General features: G+C 39.6%; 15 protein-coding genes and 2 pseudogenes. 9 read left to right on the forward strand and 8 right to left on the reverse strand.

Going from position 1 to position 16,361, the window contains the following annotated elements:
* Positions 1 to 470: 470 nt before the first annotated feature.
* Positions 471 to 980, reverse strand: a pseudogene (locus AX762_RS13105) (heme-binding protein).
* Between the two features lie 206 nt (positions 981 to 1,186).
* On the opposite strand from AX762_RS13105, the gene map reads away from it, so the two are divergent.
* Together map and AX762_RS12365 are read left to right on the forward strand one after the other, a co-directional pair.
* Positions 1,187 to 1,927, forward strand: coding sequence for a type I methionyl aminopeptidase (map, locus tag AX762_RS04430; protein ID WP_071847947.1), 741 nt, complete (start codon positions 1,187 to 1,189; stop codon positions 1,925 to 1,927).
* 84 nt (positions 1,928 to 2,011) lie between these two features.
* A pseudogene (locus AX762_RS12365) lies at positions 2,012 to 2,752 on the forward strand (DUF4336 domain-containing protein); the annotation flags it as partial.
* A gap of 395 nt (positions 2,753 to 3,147) precedes the next feature.
* Here AX762_RS12365 and AX762_RS04445 read toward each other — a convergent pair.
* From AX762_RS04445 to AX762_RS04455, 3 genes are all read right to left on the reverse strand, one after another.
* Positions 3,148 to 4,065, reverse strand: a complete 918-nt coding sequence (locus AX762_RS04445; protein WP_256244397.1) for an RtcB family protein — start codon at positions 4,063 to 4,065, stop codon at positions 3,148 to 3,150.
* Positions 4,066 to 5,036: 971 nt separating this feature from the next.
* Positions 5,037 to 5,897 (reverse strand): S-formylglutathione hydrolase, encoded by an 861-nt coding sequence (fghA, locus tag AX762_RS04450; protein ID WP_071847950.1) that lies wholly within the window; start codon positions 5,895 to 5,897, stop codon positions 5,037 to 5,039.
* A 51-nt stretch (positions 5,898 to 5,948) separates the two neighbouring features.
* Entirely contained in the window at positions 5,949 to 7,058 is a 1,110-nt protein-coding gene (locus AX762_RS04455) for an S-(hydroxymethyl)glutathione dehydrogenase/class III alcohol dehydrogenase (RefSeq protein ID WP_071847951.1), read from the reverse strand.
* Positions 7,059 to 7,284: 226 nt separating this feature from the next.
* On the opposite strand from AX762_RS04455, the gene AX762_RS04460 reads away from it, so the two are divergent.
* The 7 genes from AX762_RS04460 to AX762_RS04490 all read left to right on the forward strand — a co-directional run bounded on the left by AX762_RS04460 (position 7,285) and on the right by AX762_RS04490 (position 13,464).
* The gene (locus AX762_RS04460; RefSeq protein WP_071847952.1) at positions 7,285 to 7,620 is read left to right on the forward strand and encodes a helix-turn-helix domain-containing protein; all 336 of its coding nucleotides are present in this window, start codon (positions 7,285 to 7,287) and stop codon (positions 7,618 to 7,620) included.
* 367 nt (positions 7,621 to 7,987) lie between these two features.
* Positions 7,988 to 8,896 (forward strand): ABC transporter ATP-binding protein, encoded by a 909-nt coding sequence (locus AX762_RS04465; RefSeq protein ID WP_071847953.1) that lies wholly within the window; start codon positions 7,988 to 7,990, stop codon positions 8,894 to 8,896.
* 15 nt (positions 8,897 to 8,911) lie between these two features.
* Complete coding sequence (locus tag AX762_RS04470) at positions 8,912 to 9,913, forward strand: ABC transporter permease (protein WP_071847954.1); 1,002 nt, start codon at positions 8,912 to 8,914, stop codon at positions 9,911 to 9,913.
* A gap of 23 nt (positions 9,914 to 9,936) precedes the next feature.
* Positions 9,937 to 10,722 (forward strand): GDSL-type esterase/lipase family protein, encoded by a 786-nt coding sequence (locus AX762_RS04475; RefSeq protein WP_071847955.1) that lies wholly within the window; start codon positions 9,937 to 9,939, stop codon positions 10,720 to 10,722.
* A 104-nt stretch (positions 10,723 to 10,826) separates the two neighbouring features.
* Positions 10,827 to 11,612: a hypothetical protein gene (locus AX762_RS04480; RefSeq protein WP_071847956.1), complete on the forward strand. Its 786-nt coding sequence runs from the start codon at positions 10,827 to 10,829 to the stop codon at positions 11,610 to 11,612.
* Positions 11,613 to 11,737: 125 nt separating this feature from the next.
* Complete coding sequence (locus AX762_RS04485; RefSeq protein ID WP_083432790.1) at positions 11,738 to 12,610, forward strand: DUF1295 domain-containing protein; 873 nt, start codon at positions 11,738 to 11,740, stop codon at positions 12,608 to 12,610.
* A 284-nt stretch (positions 12,611 to 12,894) separates the two neighbouring features.
* Complete coding sequence (locus AX762_RS04490) at positions 12,895 to 13,464, forward strand: YdeI family protein (protein WP_071847957.1); 570 nt, start codon at positions 12,895 to 12,897, stop codon at positions 13,462 to 13,464.
* Positions 13,465 to 13,648: 184 nt separating this feature from the next.
* Here AX762_RS04490 and AX762_RS04495 read toward each other — a convergent pair whose 3' ends face one another.
* The 4 genes from AX762_RS04495 to AX762_RS04510 all read right to left on the reverse strand — a co-directional run bounded on the left by AX762_RS04495 (position 13,649) and on the right by AX762_RS04510 (position 16,010).
* Entirely contained in the window at positions 13,649 to 14,101 is a 453-nt protein-coding gene (locus tag AX762_RS04495) for a hypothetical protein (RefSeq protein ID WP_071847958.1), read from the reverse strand.
* A gap of 178 nt (positions 14,102 to 14,279) precedes the next feature.
* The gene (locus tag AX762_RS04500) at positions 14,280 to 14,804 is read right to left on the reverse strand and encodes a hypothetical protein (RefSeq protein ID WP_083432791.1); all 525 of its coding nucleotides are present in this window, start codon (positions 14,802 to 14,804) and stop codon (positions 14,280 to 14,282) included.
* A gap of 19 nt (positions 14,805 to 14,823) precedes the next feature.
* Positions 14,824 to 15,270, reverse strand: coding sequence for a DUF4385 domain-containing protein (locus AX762_RS04505; RefSeq protein WP_071847959.1), 447 nt, complete (start codon positions 15,268 to 15,270; stop codon positions 14,824 to 14,826).
* A 110-nt stretch (positions 15,271 to 15,380) separates the two neighbouring features.
* The gene (locus AX762_RS04510; protein ID WP_071847960.1) at positions 15,381 to 16,010 is read right to left on the reverse strand and encodes a nitroreductase family protein; all 630 of its coding nucleotides are present in this window, start codon (positions 16,008 to 16,010) and stop codon (positions 15,381 to 15,383) included.
* Positions 16,011 to 16,361 lie beyond the last annotated feature (351 nt).

A 16,361-nucleotide genomic window follows, 5' to 3' on the forward strand; every position in this document is an offset into this window, starting at 1 on the left:
ATTTATCGACTCGATTTTATGCCTAGTTATATCATGGCTTTCACCCCTGATAAAACTAGGCCAGAACTTGCTATAGCAACAAATAAAGCGGTTACACAATTACGATTATAACAGACTTTTTTCGTTTTGACTACCTGTATCTTGTGATTCTTTTGTTGCGTTTTTGCTTCGACGATAACTGCTGACGAGTGATTAAAAAAGTATAGCCTCGCAAGTCAGTAATAACCTGGACCGTCGAAGTTGGGACACCAATTTGTTAGGACAGTCCCGCATTCAATAATGATAATTCAACTTCAAAAAAATATACGCCCCTTAACGAACTTAATCGTTAAGGGGCGTGTGGTTTTTGAAAGAATTTTTATCTCAGCAACATTTCATGCCATGGACTTCCCTATTAGAATCCTAATCCCTTAACAAATCGAGCAGTCATAGCCTTTTACTCGATCGATTATTGAAAATTGTTCTTTTGCTTACGCTTTAATGATTCTAACCCAAATTTCATTTTTTCTGAACATAGGTGGGGTAAACGGTCCGTTGTAAGAAGGCAACATATAGTTTGATTGCTTTTGATAGCCCTTCTCCTGTATCCACTCTTCCAGTTTTTTCTTCATTTTTGATTCTTTTGACTTGTTAGAAAAACCTGAATAATGTATTGCACCGAACAAGCCTTCGTCGAATTTTTTCACCTTTAGATTCGGATTATTTGGTTCTGGTATTTATTCCCTATACTTTTCTGGAACAACAAATGCCATTTTCTTTTTTTCTTCAGTTTCTTCTTGAATAACAGGTACTGTCATTGAGATTTTTTCATTCGCTTTATTGTCGCTGGATATATACTTGAACAAAGTACCAAATGAACTGTTACTATCTTCATTATTTAAATTTTCGTACTCGACAATATAAAAATCGACATATTTTCTTATTTCAAAGTCCTCTTCTTTCAGCACTACATCATAATCGGGCGTCTCATATTTACTCATAGAATCACTCCATTCATTAAGTTAATGATCTCATTAATATTGTAACATTTCCGATCTCAAACGCTTAACAATCTTATTCCAACTTGTATCATTCGTCGTCCAGACTCTTTGTACATTTTTTGAAATTAAACCCGATAAGCATACAAATTGTGCTAGAATTTAGAGGTAAGGATACTAGACTATGCATTGAAAAGTGAGGATATTAAATGATTGCAAAAACTGAAGAAGATTTTAATGGATTGAAAGAAATCGGTAAAATCTGTGGCGCCATTCGAGATGAGTTGGTTCAAAAGACTCAACCGGGAATAACCACAAAAGAACTCGACGACCTGGCGGGGAAACTATTTGAACAAGCGGGTGCTCAGTCAGCGCCTAAACAAATCTATGATTTCCCAGGTTTTACCTGTATCAGTGTGAATGAAGAAGTCGCACACGGCATACCGAGTGACCGGGTCATAGCAGAAGGCGATCTTGTCAATATCGATGTCTCAGGATCCAAGAACGGGTATTTTGCAGACACCGGTCTCTCCTTCGTTGTTGGACTTGGCAATGCCGCTTTGAAAATGATCTGTGACGTGGCTAAAGAAGCCTTCGAAGCTGGACTTGAGAAAGCAATGCCTGACGCAAAAACAAGTACACTCGGAAAAGCGGTTCACGACGTAGCGAAGAAGAATGGTTTATCCGTTATCAAAAACCTTACTGGACACGGTATCGGACGCTCGATCCATGAGAAACCCGATCACATTTTCAACTTCTTCTCAAAATGGGATGATGTCATCTTGGAAGAAGGCCTAGTCATCGCTTTTGAACCGTTTATCTCCACACTTGAGGAAGAAGTCTTCCAGTCTGATGATGGCTGGACCTTCCTGACTGATGAAAGTTATGTGGCGCAATATGAACATACCATCATAATCACAAGTGACGGACCAGTAGTGACGACCGCTTAATAGGGTCACGTCAAATCAAGAGGTGCATTTTCTCTTGTGTGAAAATGTGATATCCGATTTTCTATCCGCAAAGGAGATGATTTTATGACGATTCCACTTTATGAACCTCTCAATACCTTGAAAAAAATCGATACAGATATCTGGATCGTAGATGGCAGGATAATCAAGATGAACGTTCTGGCCTTTGGTGTTCCCTTTTCAACACGAATGACGATCGTTAAATTAAAAGATCAGTCATTATGGGTCCATTCACCGATCAAACCAGACGAAAAACTATTGAAAGAAATCGATAAACTTGGTGAAGTGACGCACTTAATTTCTCCGAACAGAATTCATTATGCCTATATAACAGCATGGAAGACCCATTACCCAAAGGCGACTGCCTAGTCGAGCCCTGGCGTTGAAGGACGCGCACAGTCGCAAAACATAAAGGTCGATTTCGATCGTCCCTTGGAAAACGAGGCGCCTGCAGACTGGTCAGATGACATAAACCAGCTGATTTTTAAAGGCAGTAGCGCACTGGAGGAAGTGGTGTTTTTCCATAAGCGCAGCAAAACGTTGATTCTAACTGACCTGATCGAAAATTTTGAAACAGCACGCACGTCGAATTATTTCTGGAAAACAGTCTATAAACTAGCCGGTATCGCAGATCCAAACGGTAAGGCTCCGATCGATTTGCGCCTGACCTTTATTGGACAAAAGGAAAAAGATCGGCAGTGCTATACTCATATGCTCAACTGGCAGCCCGAAAAAATCATCCTCGCACATGGGCGCTGGTATGATAAAAACGGGACAGCGGAACTCAAACGTGCCTTCAGGTGGTTGGAAAAACAAGACATATATAGTGATGAAAGACAGACTAAAAAGAGGCAGGGACATTCAAGCTGCCACAACAATATTTGTGGTAAATATAATGAGGATAGTGACATTAATTAATGAAAAAAATAGGAATTACTGCCTCATTCACAACGTGAATGGTCAGTATTCCTATTTTTTTATCCTGTATCTCATTGTGAGCAATATGATCTGCTAAAATCTCTCTTGTTTTTCAGCAGCCTCCCGTTAGGCGACTTAGTTTGCTTTGAAATTATAGAGCGGTTTGATGATGCGGTCTATCGTCACGGTCTCTTTGACCTGTTCGATAATCTCGTCCATTGGTTTATAAGCCATAGGGCTTTCATCCAGGGTCGACAGCTTTACCGAACTGCTCCAGACCTCTTTCATGGTCTCTTTGAAGTAGGCCAGTGCCACCAGTTTTTTGCTTTGGTACGTGACATCAAGCGCCCAGCCCCGAGAGGAGCGGAATAGTTCCAGTCTTCATTGCCCTTGCCGTAGGCGATAATGCTGCCGTCACGCATGTTCAGTGGGATGATGACCCGCTCGTCTTTTTGAGCAGAGATGGCGCCTTTGCGTAAGATCATATTATCCATATCAATGTAGTTGTGAATCGTTGAGAAGGCATCCACGGCTGTCCAGTTCATCTGGGCGAGGAGCGTTTCCAGCATGGCTTGTCTGTTCAGTTCGGCATAGTGCTGAGCGATCGTCATGTCTTTCAGGTAATCTGCAAAAGACTCCCCTTTCAAATAAGCCAGTTCTTTAGGAATCGCTTGTTTGGGTATGGCTTGAAGGGTGCTTTGAATGTCTTTTTGATTCCCGTCTTTCTTCCTTTGCGCCACTATTGCAGCGTGTGTGTCTCTTTGAACAATCAGCTCATCGTACGCACGGTCTTGGTGGAATTCTGCAATCCGCTTCCCTAAGTTCCGCGACCCACTGTGCACAACGACCGCAATGTGCTCCTCGTTATATGCGTTGATCTCGATGAAGTGATTCCCGCCATCCAATGTCCCGATCGAGGCTTTGGCGCGTTTCAAATTGATCGGTGCTTTAATATCGCGGTACTTGACTAATTTACCGAAGCGGTGGAAGCGGTTCGGCGATTGTCTGGAAAAGCCACTTGGGATGTAACGGCGGATAACGTCATCCACTCGATCAAACGAAAGGTCTGCAGGGTTGATTTTAACGATTGCGACGCTTAACCCACACCCAATATCTACGCCAACAAGGTTCGGAACGACGGTGTCTATCACAGTCATCGTTGTGCCGATCGTCGAGCCTGCTCCCTGGTGCGCGACAGGCATGATGCGAATCTGCGACCCTTTGCTGTGTGGTTGGTTACAGAAGGTGATGATCTGTTCGATCGCCCCCTCTTCGAGCTTATCTGCAAATACTTTTGCTTTGTTGTATTTTCCTTCCAATTCAAACATGTGTCTTCTCTCCTTATCCATATGTGACCATACGCCTGTTAAGCAACAGGCAGTTGACTGCGGTCGTTCACGCGGTGACTGGCGACGACGTGCTTGACGACCGCCGTATCGATCGACCCGTGACATGTTGGGCAAGTGACCATGTGTGTGAGGATGTCTTCGTATTCATCGAGGGTCACATCTAAGTCACGCTCTGTTTGTACCAGAAAGTCTTATCCTTTAGCTATCCACTCAGTCAACCCAGTTAATTTCTGTGTTAGTGCGACCCCAGTTGTTTGGGCGTGCTTGTATGGGCAGTCACAATGCGTTTTAAGCGTGCCCATTTCCCCGTGGTATTGTTTCTATTATTATACCAAAAAAGTTGATATCTTACCGATAAGTACGGTAAGATATCAACTTTTTTAGAACTTTTTCAGCAGCTCACAAACGTCCCTGCCTCTTTTTAGTCTTTCGAAGTCTGTTGTAGTGAAAAACAGCACTCGGATGATTGAAATGATTGGTTTGCGACCAGTTCTGAAGCTTATCCTTCATTTAACCCGTTGCTATAATAGTTTTGCGACTCGTTTCACCGATAGACCTGCACTGAACTATTCTCAATACTGAATACTGAATTTGCAGCACGTTCTAGAGGCTGCTCCAGAATGAACCAGTTTTAGAGAAGCTTGACTAACCAGTTATTCCTTGGATAATTCTATTGTCGTTTTATTCACAGGCATTTCAGACCCGATTGCGACGCCAAAACTGATTTTCAAGAGCCAAGTTGTCGAATAACGATCTTGCCGCAGCACTCAAACTTTTTCAAATATCAGCGATGATATATTCCGGTGTTCAATCAGCGTATTCTTCTACTTCTGAATACCTCTATCTTTTTTCAATTCATTCATATGAAACTCGAGATGCTCTTCTATGAATGTTGAAATCGTATAAAAACTGTGGTCACGCCCTTTTTGCATGCGAACCGTCAAAGGGTAAGCCTTCTCTTCTGCAGCTTCGGCTAGCTTAGCCGGTTCCAGTTCTTTCTTATAAAAAGGATCGGCATCGCCCTGGTCGATCAGGATAGGTACTATCTTACCTGAATGTTGCTTCATCAACGCCAATGCATCCCACTCAGCCCACCTACTTTTATCTTCTCCAAGATAGTTCTCAAAGGCTTTCATACCCCAGGGTACTTGGCTCGGGTTAACGATCGGCGCGAATGCTGTGATCGACTGGAATCGTTCTGGATTTTTCAGTCCTAAAACCAATGCTCCGTGACCACCCATTGAATGTCCCGAAATAAATTCTGGCCCATTCAAACTAAATTCTTCCCGAACTAGACTGGTTAATTCTTCTATTATATAGTCGTACATTTTATAGTGCGCTGCCCATGGTTCTTCAGTCGCATTAAGGTAAAACCCGGCTCCCTGTCCTAAGTCATAATCTTCCGAGTCAGCTATCTCTTCGCCTCTGGGACTCGTGTCCGGCATGATCATAGCGATCCCCAAACGCGCTGCTGCTCGTTGTGCGCCCGCTTTATGGGTGAAATTATCATCGGTGCACGTCAAACCTGACAGCCACCATAACAAAGACGGCTCAGGAAATCTGTCTTTATTCGGTAAAAACAAGCTGAACGTCATCGGACAGTCCAGAATTTCAGACTTGTGACGATACTTGTATTGTACCCCGTCGAAAATACGATGTTCTTCTAAAAGTTCTACTTCTGACACATCATTTCCTCCTCAATTTCTGATGAACTAAAGTTAAATTAAATTCAACGCTTAGTAGGCTAAAACTGTACGGATGGATTCACCTTTGTGTAATAGGTCAAATGCTTCGTTGATCTCTTCAAATTTCAAGTTGTGCGTAATAAACGAATCCAAATCGATCTCGCCGTCCATATAATCCAAAACCATTCCAGGCAGTTCCGTTCTTCCTTTTACGCCACCAAATGCCGACCCGCGCCAGACTCGACCGGTAACGAGTTGGAATGGGCGTGTACTGATTTCTTTGCCAGCACCTGCGACACCAAGGATGATGCTTTCGCCCCAACCTTTGTGGCAGCATTCAAGCGCTGATCTCATGACATCCACGTTCCCGATACATTCAAAACTGTAATCCACACCGCCATCTGTCATTTCGACAATGACTTCCTGGATCGGACGGTCGTGTTCTTTTGGATCAACAAAGTCCGTCGCACCCATCTTTTTAGCTAATTCCCATTTTTTCGGGTTTATATCAATGGCAATGATCCGTTTTGCATTTGCTTTTTTCAAGCCTTGAATGGCAGCCAAGCCGATTGCCCCCAGGCCAAATACGGCAGTGACTGCGCCTTCTTCAACTTTCGCCGTGTTTTTAACGGCACCCATGCCCGTCGTTACACCGCAACCAAGTAAGCAAACCTTTTCTAATGGTGCATTTTCGTCGACTTTAACCAGGTTGACATCATTTACGACTGTGTATTCACTAAAGGTGCTGGTCCCCATATAATGATAAATCGGCTCGCCATTATATGAAAAACGAGTCGTCCCATCCTTCATCAGCCCTTTACCTTGAGTCTCACGGACTGAACTGCATAAATTTGTTTTCCCGGAAAGACAGAACTTACACTTCCCACATTCTGCTGTATATAGGGGGATGACGTGATCGCCCGGTTTGAAGGATGTGACACCCTTCCCGACCGATTCAACGATTCCTCCACCTTCATGTCCTAAAACTGCCGGAAAAACGCCTTCTGGGTCCTCTCCAGATAACGTAAAGGCATCTGTATGACAAACAGACGTATACAATATTTTTACCCTTACTTCATTTTCTTTTGGTTCTTCAACATCGATCTCGACAATTTCAAGGGGTTCATTTGGACCAAATGCTACTGCGGCTCTGCTTTTCATGTTTTTCCTACTTTCTTTTCTTCGTACCTCTTCATTAACTCATTATACATCCTAAACTTGTTAAACCTCATTCATTTGATTGCCTTTAAAGGAAAGACCTCTTATAGTATCAGAGTGTCGTTCTTCCCAATAACCCATTGTATTGGATAATGATCAGAAAGTTAATACTGACATATTTGTCACCATAGGGTATACTCATGTTTCGAGAAAGGATTTGAATCAGTCCATGCTACATAAAGGAAAAGAATTCCATACGAACAAAGACTTGGCCTTATCTGTTATTGGCGGACGTTGGAAAATTGCAATCGTCTGGGCACTACTCCAAGAATCTCCCTTACGACTAAGCGAACTTCAAAGGATTTTCCCAGATATCAACCAGCGGATGTTGATCCGACAACTAAGAGAATTAGAGGAAGATCATATCATCCAGCGAACCGTTTACCCGGTGGTCCCTCCCAAAGTGGACTATAAACTAACCGAAATCGGACTGAGTCTAGAGCCAGTCGTAACAGCCATTTGTGACTGGGGAGATAGTTTACATGCGTTCCTAAAATCAAATTAGAGATATTAAAAAGGCAGTCTTTTTCACTTTCTGTTCTGGGATAATTCATCTTAAGATAGTTAAAAATTGGACTTTAGGATACTAAAAAAATAACGGTTGAATCTGTGTTAGTTGTAGTTAGAAAAAGTTGAGCTATCGAGTCTTTTGCCCTTCAAACCCATACTATGATGAAAAGTTAAATCAGATAAAGGACCAGTAAAATTATTGCTGGTCCTTTATTATTGTTTTACTATTCTACAAGTGTGTATAGTGCTACAATAGTATTAACATATCTTTTGCTTGTTCTTTTACCTAAAAAAAGAAATTTAAATCCATCAGCCAGTATTGAATACTCAGAAATCAAACTACCCTTGAAAAGAGGCTTATTATGGATACATCAGTGTTAAAGGTTTCAAACATAACAAAGCAGATCAAGAAAAAGCAGATCATAAAAGAGGTCAATTTTGATATCAAACAGGGTGAAATATTAGGTTTTTTAGGACCAAATGGTTCTGGGAAAACGACGACTTTACGGATGCTCGTAGGTTTATCAAAGCCTACTTCCGGAGATATAAAAATCTGTGGGTATTCGATTAAAAAAGAGTATGTAAAAGCAATGTCTAATGTCGGCTGTATCATAGAAGGTCCAGATCTTTATGATTATATGAGTGGATATAAAAACCTTGAAATGCTCGGTAGCATGTCAAAAGGTGTGACTAAAAAAGATATAGATGACGCTGTAGAATTAGTCGGTATGGGTAATCGTATCCATGATAAAGTTGAAGTTTATTCCATGGGAATGAAGCAACGGATCGGTTTAGCTCAGGCCCTGATTCACAAACCCAAACTATTGATTTTAGACGAACCGACAAATGGGCTTGATCCTCAAGGCATCCACGAATTTAGAGAAATCGTAAAAAATTTGGCTAGAGATAAAGACATCTCAGTCTTGATTTCTTCGCATCTAATTAGTGAAGTTCAATTGATGTGTGATCGCGTCAGTATTATAAATAATGGCAGCATCATCAGAAATGCCTCAATAGATGACCTGCTATCAACTGGAGAAGTCATTTGGACGCTGGATGATCCAAAAAAGGCACAAGAGATCCTCAAAAATAAATTTAATATAGCTTCATCTATTGAGGCACAAAATCTAAACGCCTTAGTGGATGTAGAAATGCTTGCAGAAATAAATAAAACATTATTCAATTTAGGTTTTGAGATCAAGTATGTTGAAAATAAGAAAAGAACATTGGAAGATTTATTTTTAGCACTCACAGGGAAAAATAAAATCTAGTAAGGGTGTGATACTATGCTTTCGTTGACGCAAAATGAAGTGATGAAGATTTTATTAAAGAAAAAAATGCTGCTGATCATCGTTTTACTTTTGATTTTTGTAGGTCTGTTCTCGTATGGACAAAAATATTCTTATGACCGAAACATACAACAATTTGAAGCAGAATCTGGTGGGATAGCCTATGATTGGGAATCCCTTACTGCTCAAAGACTCAGTGATCTTGAAGAACGCAGTAGCGATGAATTCATACCTGAGGAAGTAAGAGCGTCTATCGATAGAGAAATTCAGCAGCTGACTTATTTTATTGAGAACGACATCAATCCTATCACTCCTACCGCCTCTAAATTTAATGTTGCATTTGTAGAACAAGGTATCACCTTGTTTATCCCTCTTCTCATTGTCATATTAGCTGCGGATTTAGTTTCAAATGAATTCTCCAAAAAAACAATCAAAATCTTGCTCACACGCGCTGTCCCCCGGTGGAAAGTATTATTGAGCAAGTATATTGCCCTTTTGATCATGACCACGGTTTTAGTTTTTATTATCGGTATCATATCGACTTTGGTAGCTTATTTGTTCTTCCAAGAATGGGGATTCAGTGAACCCGTAGTGACAGGTTTTAGTTTGTTTGAGGGTACATTAGATTCAGATTCAACTATATTGATCTCCCGCTTTCAATATACTTTACTGATTTATTCTCTATTGTGGTTTGTCTCTATCATAGTAGCCTCTATAACGCTGTTGATTTCCGTTATCGTTGATAATAGTTCATCAGCTATAGGCATATTGATGGCGTCTCTGATCGGCGGTCAATTTTTACAGTTTTTCTTATCTGAATGGGAACTCGTCAAATACTTTTTCGTGACCAATTTAGATCTGACGCGCTATTTGACCGGCTCCTATCAACCTGTCGAAGGAATGAGTTTGAACTTTTCTATTCTAATACTAAGTGGTTGGGCTGTAGTGTCATTGCTGATAAGTTTTATCGTATTTAATCGCAAAGATGTCTTGGTTTAAGTCGATGTTCAAGGAGGATAACTATGTATAAAAAAGTGATATGGCCCCTATTATTTGTGGGTGCATTAGCCCTATCGATCCTATTTGTATCAGGTTTCGTTGCCTCTATCGTTATAAGCAGGAGTGAAGAAAACGTTTATACAGAAGACCCGATGCAAGACTCAATAACTACGCCCGAAGAAGACCTGATTCCAGCAGATCCTTCTGATATACTCATTCTTGGAGACTCTATAGGATTTGGATTCGGAGACGAAGAAAATTTAGGTATAGGCGAAAGATACCTAAATTTAATGACTGACGAAGATGCAGACGAAAAGACCCTTACAAACATCTCAGTACCCGGCTATGACAGCAATCAACTTGCAGCTTTAATTGAGAGCGGAGAACATAATTCCAGTATCAAAAGTGCACAGTTGATAATTATTTCAATTGGGGGAAATGATTTAAATCGTCTGGAGTACGAAGATAATTTAACTTTAACGCTCGCATTTGAAGAAGCACTCAACACCTACAAAGAAAATCTAGACTTTACAGTAAGAGAGATTCGATCCATCAATCCAGATGCACAATTAGCCTTAATAGGTTTATACAATCCTTATAGCCAAGAAGAACTACAAAATACCAGATTAGTTTTAAAATGGAATTACGAAACGCGTTTAATTGTAGCTTCGGATATTAACTTTGCCTATATACCAACGTATGAATTGTTTCAATATCATTTAAACGACTATCTCTCTCTAGATGAATTCCATCCAAACAGTGCAGGTTATCAAATTATAGCAGAAGCACTTTATCGAATATTGAATTAGAAAGAATTGAAAAGACATACGGAAGAACAGTTTATTAATCAGAAAAAAATCAGGGCATACTTTGTTCATGAAGGAGTGGTTTTATCTTTACATTGGGAAGAAATATGAATTTTAGCTATAAAACAAATCAGCTAATAGCACTATTGGCAGCATTAGCCGCCGCTTTCGGGTGGGCGTTAATAGGAGAAATTTCAGCAGGGCTATATATAGGTATTGGCGTCTTTTTGACCTGGGCACTTTCCAGAGAACTTGATTCAAAACATCAGTATTCAGCATTTATAGCCGCTGCCTTTTCACTTTTAAATTTACTCCATTATGAAAATGTTCAGCTCATAATTATTTTCTGGATACTTCTACTTATGAGAATGGTAAATGGCATCACGGGAAAAGAACTAACCGTTTTCGACATATATTCAGTACTGGGATTCACTGTTTACCTATCTTTTAACGATGAAAACAGTGTCTACTTACTTATATTTCTTTTAGCTATGACGTTTATCACAAAAACGAGAGAAAAAGCAAAAGTGGTATTAATAGCTAGTGGGATCGGGTTGGCATTTTTTATAGTAGAAAGTTTTTTCATGAACTATTTATCCTTCAATAATATAGATTATTTAGATCCTATAACCCTATTTGTAATTGCCACATTGTGTCTATCGTTTATGTTGTTTTGGTTTTTATCAAAAGTTGAAACCACAGATGATAGAGGTAAGAGAGTAAACAGATCCAGACTCTTAGCAAGTCAAATGTTGTATAGTGCGACTGTTCTTCTGTTATTTTTCTTTGGTGACATGAGTCTGAACAATCTAATTATATATATTTCAGCTATATTGGGCGTAGCCATTTACTTTATTGGATTCACGCTTTCAAGTAGGGTGAGTTCCGATTAAAAACTTGCGTCTGTTTCTGCTGTAGTTATTTATAATAAAAGTAGCATACCTTATTATAGGGCTAACTAGATTTATATACTTTTTTTATGGTATATTGTTATTTATAAAACTGAAAGAGGTGCGTTATGGATAAGAAAAGACTTATTATTTACCCTATATTGTTTTTAGCAACGCTGGCAATCGCTACACAAGGATTTACTAATATAGGTTTGGATGGACTACTGGTGCCATTACTTTTCACCTTTGCTTATTTCACCATAATCTTTATTATAGCAACCGTGATCAAAAACAATTCCATTGTCGACATTGGTTGGGGAATGGGGTTTGTTGTTGGTAGTTGGCTTACGCTATTGGTGACTGAAGATCCCACCATTTTATCATATGTGATTGTTGGATTTATCACTGTATGGGGTCTCAGGTTATCATTACGTTTATTGAAAAGAAATTATGGAAAACCCGAGGATTTCAGATACGCACAGTGGCGTGAAGAGTGGGGAGATAACGTCGTCCTCATTGCCTTTTTCAGAGTATTTATGGTTCAAGGCATTATCAACTTTATCGTTGGATCTGCCAGTTATACAGTGATCAAATACAACGAATTCAGTTTTGATGCAGCTCATCAGTATTTCGTTTACGCTGGATTGCTTATTGCGCTGATCGGACTACTCTTTGAAGTGGTTGGTGACGAACAATTAAGACAGCACATCAGTAAAAAAACAGGTAAACTGCTACAATCAGGACTATGGTCGGTCACACGTCATCCAAACTATTTTGGAGAGATATTAATTTGGATCGGATTATATGCCAGTGGTATTACGTTGTTCTTTACTGGTTCCGTAAACCCAATTTATTATATCTTGTTAGCTATCTCACCTATTTTAATGAGTACCGTATTGATCAAAATATCCACTCCATTACTAGAGAAAAACATGGAGAAATATGATGAATGGGAAGAATACACACAAAGAGTACCAATGCTTTTCCCTTGGTCTAAATAATAATTTAGCCTAATTACTTGTAAAGACTCTTTAATAGATGAAGTATACGAAGCGGTGTGCGAGGAATGAATTATCTATTCCTCGCACACCGCTTTTTAGTATGCTCTATCGGAGCGGAAACCCCTAATCAACTTGATCACTCTGACTCTTGAAATAGGTATTGAAATTTAGTGTACTAATTGTCTGTAAAGGGAATATAATAAATATAAACAATCATTGAAACACTGCCTTGCATTAAATTACTGGTAAGTATTTATTAGCAACTTGTAAAGGACTGATGCTAGATGGATATCACAAACTTGATCGAAGTAAAAACAAGACAGGAGTTGCGTGACTGGCTTGAAGAGAATGCAGCTACGGAGACCTTCTGTTGGATAGTTATCAGTTCGGCTAAACAAATAGATGGGATTCACTATTTAGATGCAGTTGAAGAGGCCATGTGCTTTGGATGGATAGACGGAATCCAGAAGAAATTACCTAGCGGAGAGCTCGCTCAGAGATTCTCTCCCAGACGAAAGAACAGCAACTGGACAGAGTTAAATAAAGAACGGGTCCGACGATTGGAAAAAATGGGCTTGATGAGAGAAAGTGGCAGACAGGTCCTGCCAGATATGTCCCCTGGTTCGTTTAAAATAGACCCTGAGATCGAGGAACGTTTGAAAGCAGATGAAGAGCTGTATCAGAACTTTCTCGCCTTACCTGAACTGTACAGACGAATTCGCTTAGATAATATCCAAGGCAACGAAAATCAACCTGATCTGTTTAATAGAAGACTGGATAAGTTCATCTCAAATACTCGAGACAATAAACTTTATGGTCAGTGGAATGATAATGGACGCCTGATCGACTACTAGCTGGAGATTTACCTGCAAAGTTATCTGTCGTAGAGTTATAATATGGTCATTGATCGATTTGATATACCGTGGAAATCTAACAGCACCGCAAGCAATTTTCTGTCTTAACACTAGAAAAAACATCACGAACCCTTAAAATGACGGAGGTTTCGTGATGTTTTTCTGTTCCTGAGGCAGCTGCAACTTAGCTTTTTTTTACTTTTTTAAAATCCACTACTACGTTTCTAAGCCCATTTTCTTCAAATTCCTTCTGGTATATATCCTCTCTAGACCAGTACTTTTTCAAATCTTCATCCTTGTCAGAGATCTCTCCAGTCAACATTATCAGTTTCTGCGTATCTCGTGTGGCTAACCGTGAGGCTAATTCTGTCCAGAAGATTTCATCGTCGTAATCCTCAATATACTCCTGAACTTTTCCTGACTCATATTCCCTTGTTTCAAAGTGCATATCGTATTCTTTATCATATTTAATGTTATCCTCTTGTCCCATTTGTTTTGCAAACGAATAGATATACTCTCGAAGCTCCTCATATTCCTCTACTGTATCATCAGTGCGAATACCGTTAACAACCATATCTCCTAAATGAATCAAATCTATGAGTGAGCGATACTGTTTCTTCGTGAAGTTAATTTTCATGGGTAAGCTCCTTATATATAAATTTATAGTAAAATAATTTCTTCAATTATATAGTATCATACTACGTGGCTTATCAGTCTCTCAAGCAATATGAAAAGCAAAAAATTCACGCCTTCTAACGAACGGTTATGTCCAGTAAGAGGAGTGTATTTTAAATAATGAGTAACTACATAAAAACCTATTTAATATTTAAATAAAAAGCATAAGTTGCTGTACCTTGTTCCCAGTGTGCCAGCACTTCATAAATAACTATACCTTCACCTGATAGATCAACTTCATCTGATTCGCTAAGAACGTTGTTGTCTTCATCCCATATCCTCACAGTGTAACGATTTGGTTGTTCTTTGAAATCAAGATCGATAGTTGTGTCAGCCGTGACTTCCATCGGATCAATAATCCTGACTAATTCTGGCGGAGCAGCAGCATCTACTTCTGTTGCAGTTACTGTCCCGTCCTCATTTCCAACACTCCAGCTATACGTACCAAGAACAGGATCAAGGGTTTCTTCTCCAGCATAAAGAGTTAAACCTGGTGGCTCTGGAAAATTTTCTTCAAAAGAATCTTCCGTATCGTCGTCATTGCTGACTTGCCCAGTTTCGCCATTATTATCGCCTTCGTCGTCCGTTTCACTTGTGCCGAAACAGCCCGTTAGTGAAAAAAGAACGATAAAAGATAGAGACACAACCAATAATTTAGAATTCATATGCTTCCTCCTAATTGGCTTAACCATATTTTTTTTGGTGTTCTTTTTTTAGTTTGAGATAGTCTTCGTCTTCTCTTACAATGATCCATTTCTCTTCAAATATAGCGGCTGATTCCGCTTTTTCCGGGTCGATATCTCTATCCTTCACGTCACCGTCTTCGTCGTATTTCCTGCCACCTTTATAGTTCGCATAACGGCGGGACCTGGTATATCCCATCTGGAGATATTTCCTCGCCATGTCCATCCCGACAAAATCCCCATCCTTTTTATAATCCAGGTACATCTGATAGATCATTTCGGATGACTCCTTTGCAATCTCAGGCGTTTTGAATCGCCCGTGCTGGAGTATCTCGCTCTTGTAGGGCTCTACCATCAGCACGCCCTGTTCTCCTCTGCCCACTCTGTAAAGTTCCGGCTGTTCGCGAAAGTTAATGTTATCAAAATCCAAGTCATAGTCGAATGCCATGTATATCTCCTCTTGAAGTTTTCGTTTACTAAAAAATATGCATCTTGTATTTTGCGTTGATTAACAATCAAGCCATTTTTCACACAAAGATACGCTCAAACTATGACCTATTATAGAAAAGTTGTGATTTTTACTGCATCTAGCCGAACAGTTTCTTCGCCTGTTTCCAATGCTTTACCCACAGATAAAATCAGAACCGGAACGTAGCGTTCTTTGTCTAATCCAACCGCTTCTGCTAATTGGCCATGCTCGAATCCGGCGATAGGATTTGTATCATAACCGTGGCTACGTGCAACAAGCATAAACTGCATAGCTGCTAAAGCGGAATCGAGTCTTACTGCTTTCTTCATTTTTTCTTTATTGAAGCTTTCATAGAGAGGAATGATACCAGCCAGCTGCTCATTTTTCTCTTTCTCTGACATTTTTCCTTCTGCCACTGCTTTATCGTAGATCTCATCTGCGTATTCATAACACTGCAAATCTCCGAAAATCAGAAGCATTGCTGATGATGTATCGTTTTGTTTTGTATTCCATCGAACCAGTGGCCTTAATTTTGCTTTCCCTTCATCGCTATCCACCGCGACAAAGCGCCAAGGCTGCAAATTTACTGATGACGGGGCTCTTGTTGCTTTTTGAATCATTTCAAGCATTTCTTCGCGAGAAATCTTGACGGTTTCATCATAAACTCGAATGGATCTACGTCCTAAAGTTATATCTGAAAAATCGTTATTTTTCAACATTATATAGCCTCTTTTCTTTTCGCTTGACACTGATTTTTAGTAATTGAGAAACAATTGCCTCTCTTCATTTTATCCTTTTTCACTCTATCGTTCGAATGAAATCTCTTGTCTTATTGATTATACTATTTATATAGTATAATCAATAACATCTTGCATATGTGAGTTAATCTACAATGATTTTTTATATTTGATTTTATCATTAACACTAATATCCTTAAGGTGTCTGGTAGACATTAACCATCTTAGAAGAGGTACTAATAAGGTTTATAATTACATCCTGATTAAGCAAAAACCAGACATCCTCAACATAATTAGTCGAGGACATCTGGTTTAACTTTTTTGATATAAATA

Origin of the sequence: Alkalibacterium sp. 20, from assembly GCF_001885615.1 — a bacterium.
Classification (GTDB): domain Bacteria; phylum Bacillota; class Bacilli; order Lactobacillales; family Carnobacteriaceae_A; genus Alkalibacterium.

Bases quoted from the DNA above. Each gene is read 5' to 3' on its own strand.
- map (WP_071847947.1), top strand. From the start codon at position 1,187: ATGATTGCAAAAACTGAAGAAGATTTTAATGGATTGAAAGAAATCGGT.
- AX762_RS04445 (WP_256244397.1), bottom strand. From the start codon at position 4,065: ATGCCTGTCGCGCACCAGGGAGCAGGCTCGACGATCGGCACAACGATG.
- AX762_RS04455 (WP_071847951.1), bottom strand. From the start codon at position 7,058: ATGAAAAGCAGAGCCGCAGTAGCATTTGGTCCAAATGAACCCCTTGAA.
- AX762_RS04460 (WP_071847952.1), top strand. From the start codon at position 7,285: ATGCTACATAAAGGAAAAGAATTCCATACGAACAAAGACTTGGCCTTA.
- AX762_RS04465 (WP_071847953.1), top strand. From the start codon at position 7,988: ATGGATACATCAGTGTTAAAGGTTTCAAACATAACAAAGCAGATCAAG.
- AX762_RS04470 (WP_071847954.1), top strand. From the start codon at position 8,912: ATGCTTTCGTTGACGCAAAATGAAGTGATGAAGATTTTATTAAAGAAA.
- AX762_RS04475 (WP_071847955.1), top strand. From the start codon at position 9,937: ATGTATAAAAAAGTGATATGGCCCCTATTATTTGTGGGTGCATTAGCC.
- AX762_RS04480 (WP_071847956.1), top strand. From the start codon at position 10,827: ATGAATTTTAGCTATAAAACAAATCAGCTAATAGCACTATTGGCAGCA.
- AX762_RS04485 (WP_083432790.1), top strand. From the start codon at position 11,738: ATGGATAAGAAAAGACTTATTATTTACCCTATATTGTTTTTAGCAACG.
- AX762_RS04490 (WP_071847957.1), top strand. From the start codon at position 12,895: ATGGATATCACAAACTTGATCGAAGTAAAAACAAGACAGGAGTTGCGT.
- AX762_RS04495 (WP_071847958.1), bottom strand. From the start codon at position 14,101: ATGAAAATTAACTTCACGAAGAAACAGTATCGCTCACTCATAGATTTG.
- AX762_RS04500 (WP_083432791.1), bottom strand. From the start codon at position 14,804: ATGAATTCTAAATTATTGGTTGTGTCTCTATCTTTTATCGTTCTTTTT.
- AX762_RS04505 (WP_071847959.1), bottom strand. From the start codon at position 15,270: ATGGCATTCGACTATGACTTGGATTTTGATAACATTAACTTTCGCGAA.
- AX762_RS04510 (WP_071847960.1), bottom strand. From the start codon at position 16,010: ATGTTGAAAAATAACGATTTTTCAGATATAACTTTAGGACGTAGATCC.